The 4,102-nt window shown below is 32.0% G+C and carries 6 protein-coding genes; all 6 read right to left on the bottom strand.

The window, feature by feature from the left end; genetic code table 11:
• Positions 1-378: 378 nt before the first annotated feature.
• Entirely contained in the window at positions 379-795 is a 417-nt protein-coding gene (locus QVP90_RS02370; RefSeq protein ID WP_021935570.1) for a hypothetical protein, read from the bottom strand.
• Positions 796-853: 58 nt separating this feature from the next.
• Complete coding sequence (locus tag QVP90_RS02365) at positions 854-1,456, bottom strand: zinc-dependent metalloprotease family protein (protein WP_369678136.1); 603 nt, start codon at positions 1,454-1,456, stop codon at positions 854-856.
• 197 nt (positions 1,457-1,653) lie between these two features.
• Positions 1,654-2,103, bottom strand: coding sequence for a hypothetical protein (locus tag QVP90_RS02360; RefSeq protein ID WP_021935568.1), 450 nt, complete (start codon positions 2,101-2,103; stop codon positions 1,654-1,656).
• A 93-nt stretch (positions 2,104-2,196) separates the two neighbouring features.
• Positions 2,197-2,646 (bottom strand): hypothetical protein, encoded by a 450-nt coding sequence (locus QVP90_RS02355; protein WP_288203810.1) that lies wholly within the window; start codon positions 2,644-2,646, stop codon positions 2,197-2,199.
• 71 nt (positions 2,647-2,717) lie between these two features.
• Positions 2,718-3,185: a hypothetical protein gene (locus QVP90_RS02350; RefSeq protein WP_021935566.1), complete on the bottom strand. Its 468-nt coding sequence runs from the start codon at positions 3,183-3,185 to the stop codon at positions 2,718-2,720.
• A 337-nt stretch (positions 3,186-3,522) separates the two neighbouring features.
• On the bottom strand, positions 3,523-3,993 hold the full coding sequence (locus QVP90_RS02345) for a hypothetical protein (RefSeq protein ID WP_021935565.1): 471 nt from the start codon (positions 3,991-3,993) through the stop codon (positions 3,523-3,525).
• Positions 3,994-4,102 lie beyond the last annotated feature (109 nt).

The following is a 4,102-nucleotide window of genomic DNA, read 5'->3' as shown; positions in this document are numbered from 1 at the left end:
CCCCTTGAAGTGTAAGTATAATAAAAATCGGACCAATATAAGAATCTGAAATTCCCGCATGCGAGCATTGAAATCATATTAATTCAATCCATGCGTAGAGAGAAGTTCCTTACCAGTGTACCTCTTGAGCTGAAAATCATAATTGGTGCATCGGAAAATCAAACCGGAAGGGAGATATTCCAAACTTTGAACCACATCACCGGTCTTCCCGTCATAGACCAAATGAACACTACCCAAATAATCACAAATATAAGAAATATCTACATGCATTATGCATCCGTAAAGAATCAAGTTTGTAGCAATTGCTACATAAATATCAACAAAATTATCCAATAATCAGTTATCATATTTCTAAAATCAATAAAAATAAAAACCTTACTAAGCTATAAAATGCATTGGACACTTTTCAATACTTATATAAAAGTGTTTTCTATATTCACCAGGGATATCCAATCTATCACCATAATACTCCACGGCTACAAAAGTGACTAAAAACGTATTTAGCTTTATCTCTTCAGTAAGCTCCCCATTCATTTTAATAGTTATTACATGATTACCTAATGTTGTTTTAGCAGAATACTGTTTATCTAAATGAAATACACTGTTAATTTTATCATCTATGATTTTAATTCCGTCTACAAAAATCTCTAATTGAGCTGGATCTGCCAAAGATTCATTAGCTATATAAAACACTAAATTACCTTCATATTCAATTCTATAATACAATTGCTGAAAAATACCACACATAAGTATTACTGAGAAAACAATTAAAAACCTCCTCTTTATCTTTTTCATACAAATCCACATTAATCATTAATATTCAACATATGTACGGGCGATTCCCAATCCCCTATTAGTTTTCTTTCTTTATTATTACGCCTCCTGCCGAAGGACTACTATATCTAACATATTCCCAATTATCTCCTTGATTTAAAAGATCTTTTCTATAATTACTATGTATCAATTGTAATTGTTCATTATTCATTTTAGTACAACTCATCCATAAAATTCCTCCAGGGTACTTCCCCATCAATCCAGACGAATGATCTAAACCTGCCAGATGGCCAAATTCATGGGCTGCGACTCTTGGTCCTACATTACCTATATTAGTATCCAATGGTCCAGTAAAATAATCAGCATTAACAAATGCGACTTTTCCACCGAGAGAGTTAGCTACACCCTGCACAGTCCCACCCAAAGGAGAATCTATATCAGCTAAAGCAAACACATGATCGCTTTTTGCGATATCATTCATAGAATTTGCTACAGATAAATTTACGTTAGTTGAAAAAGTAATGCCATTATCATCTTGTCCGCTAAAGGAAGATTCCATTTGAGAAATAATTCTTTTAGTTGCATCAGCCATATTGATGTTAGAATTGGGTGAGACATTTATTACTTTGCCAATAACATTCATAGTTACACCGATCAAATTATATCCGCCATTTTTGTTTATAATATATTCCCCATTTTTATCCTTTTCCCATTCATAGGAAAAAGATATTTCTCTTCCATCAGGATCTACAAAATTTACTGGATTATTCGCACAATAAACATGCCTGATATCAAATGATCGAAACTATCATAATCAAAATATTAAGCATAAAGCGATCTACCTGTTTTGATACACTACATAAAAAATACGAATATAGATCAATCATTCACAAAAACATCATAATTAGATACATTAATGGAACGAATACGTCCTCTCCAAACAAAAAGAGTCAACCCAAGAGAATCAAAATAATAAACTTTGTAAATACGACCATTTTTTTTAGCCCCATGAATATATATATCACTTACGTCATCAGGCAACAAGTTCACTAAAGTTAAGAAGTCATCATACAGCATGTTAATCAATTCATGGTCTTTATACACACAAGATACATCTGTTTCTATCCCATATATTAATTTATCTGTTTTCTCATCAGTTGAAAGTGATATTCCAAAATCTGGAAACGTATATGTATCGCTATATACTTGCATTTCCTCTTTTGAAATATAGCCATAACCCAGATGCAAATAATCCTCCACATTTGTTCCTAATGCAAAGATTGATAACGATTTTAGTGGTATCAATATGTTAACGACCTGTCCTTCCATGTTCTTCACCCTTTTGATTTTTAATAGCAGTTTCTTTGATTTTTTTGATTTTTATCTTTAGCTGCTCCTTTTCTTTTCTTGTTTTAGCATTCCTTACATCTGACTCAAGTCCTTCCAATCTTTCTTTTTCCTTTTCAAGAGTGCGTCCACTATCTCCATGTTTTTCATTCTTGCTACTATCAGTTGCCTCATCAACTGTACGTTTACCCCTTGAAGTGTAAGTATAATAAAAATCGGACCAATATAAGATACTACTGTTGTACCAAATGCTTCTACTGCAGTACCCAGAGTCGTTAAAACTGGAACAGGAAGAGCTGTTGCAGATTTTTTCTTTTCCGTTTTTTCACTTTTCTGTGGATTATCTTCTATTTTGTAAGAATCTATAAAAAGATGCTCTAATACAAATTGTGGTACATGTACAGATGACGCACTCGAAAATACTTGCTTATTATAAATATCCATATTAAAATTCTGTATAGAAAGCCAGTCTGACACACTATTCTCTCTACCATCCATATCAATATATTTTACAGGATTTCCCATACGATATACATACGAACTCCAATCATAATGCAAGATTCACCATTTTCATTCTTTCAAATTTATAAAGAACACTATTTTTTTCTACTGCTTTTATATTCACCTCTGGTATAAACCCCAATCCACTTATCCATATCAGCATACCTGTATATCAAGAAAATAAAAAGGAAGAAAAAACCGGTAATACACATATCTATTTTAGTACTTCTCAATTTAAATCCTTGCTTTCCAATATAACTTAGACAAGGAATTCGCTTATTATAGTACACATTATTTTCATAAAAATCGTATTCAGCAATCCTCGGAATATAAATGGATTGTTTCGATTCATACATTTTCTGATCAACAACGTATTTATAAAATATTGTTTTTGTTTCCTTTATAGAATCAATCTTAACATACGTCTCAAGCTGTTCAGGTTTTACATATTCAAAAATATCACCAAAACCATTATATGCGATAAATTGGGAAAAAGCAATTAAAAAGCCTCCACCAAAAAATAAAAAATTAGCAACAAATATTAGTTTTACAAACAATTTCATTTTAATGTCCTCCTTTTTTTATACGATCTTCTATCAATTTTGTTGAAGCTTCGGTTGCCACTGATGTAACAGTTTCCACTTTCATCATTGATTTTGTTGTATTAGCTCCTACAGTCCCATCCCTTTGGTTATGCCACTCACTACTGTGGTTACAGTTCCTTCAAATGCTACTGCCGTTGTTGAAGTCATTTTCAAGCTCCCCTATCCTCTTTTTTTCCTTTTCAAGAGTTCGTCCACCATCTCCATGTTTTTCATTCTTGCTACTATCAGTTGCCTCATCAACCGTACGTTTAGGAGAACTATCCCTTAAAGGCCCCACATGAACATAAATAATATCTCACAACTTTATATGTTCTCCATCCTCTTCATATATATAGTCTACTTGAATACTTCTAATTTTTTTACGCCAAACCCAAACTGCTACTCCTTGATTAAAGTAATATACATTATAATTACGCCCATTTTTTTGGGGACCTTCAGAAAAAACAGAAATAGCCTTATAAGGCAACAATCCAAACAAATGTAAGAAAATATCATAACACATATTAATGAGTTCTCGTCCCATATAAACACACGAAGAATGCGTAGTTATACAATCTACAATTCCGTCTGTGCGTACATATAAATCAACATTTAATTCAACAAATTCATAAACATCATAATCATAAACTATATTTTCATTTTTAGGATAAAATAGATGTTTTAAAAATAGATAATTGGAAATGTTTGTTCCCAGTTTAAATATAGACAATGATTTCCCCATAGTTAATTCCATTGACCGCTTTTTACCTTTTTGAATTCCGTCCATGTTCTTCTCCTTTATTTTTAAGTTCACCAGTTTGTCTGATATTTCTTATTGTTTTTTCAAGTGCTTGCCTCTCTTTTTTATTTTTAGCAAGTTCCTTTTGCTGTTCCAA

It is taken from the genome of Bacteroides sp. CAG:189 (assembly GCF_000432295.1).
In the GTDB taxonomy this organism is placed as follows: domain Bacteria; phylum Bacteroidota; class Bacteroidia; order Bacteroidales; family Bacteroidaceae; genus Bacteroides; species Bacteroides salyersiae.
Note: the sequence above shows the minus strand (reverse complement) of the source record. Positions and strands in the feature narration are given on the sequence as shown.

What these genes read in the sequence shown, in the direction of transcription:
- QVP90_RS02370 (WP_021935570.1), bottom strand. Translation starts at nt 795, where the DNA reads ATGAAAAAGATAAAGAGGAGGTTTTTAATTGTTTTCTCAGTAATACTT.
- QVP90_RS02360 (WP_021935568.1), bottom strand. Translation starts at nt 2,103, where the DNA reads ATGGAAGGACAGGTCGTTAACATATTGATACCACTAAAATCGTTATCA.
- QVP90_RS02355 (WP_288203810.1), bottom strand. Translation starts at nt 2,646, where the DNA reads ATGGGAAATCCTGTAAAATATATTGATATGGATGGTAGAGAGAATAGT.
- QVP90_RS02350 (WP_021935566.1), bottom strand. Translation starts at nt 3,185, where the DNA reads ATGAAATTGTTTGTAAAACTAATATTTGTTGCTAATTTTTTATTTTTT.
- QVP90_RS02345 (WP_021935565.1), bottom strand. Translation starts at nt 3,993, where the DNA reads ATGGACGGAATTCAAAAAGGTAAAAAGCGGTCAATGGAATTAACTATG.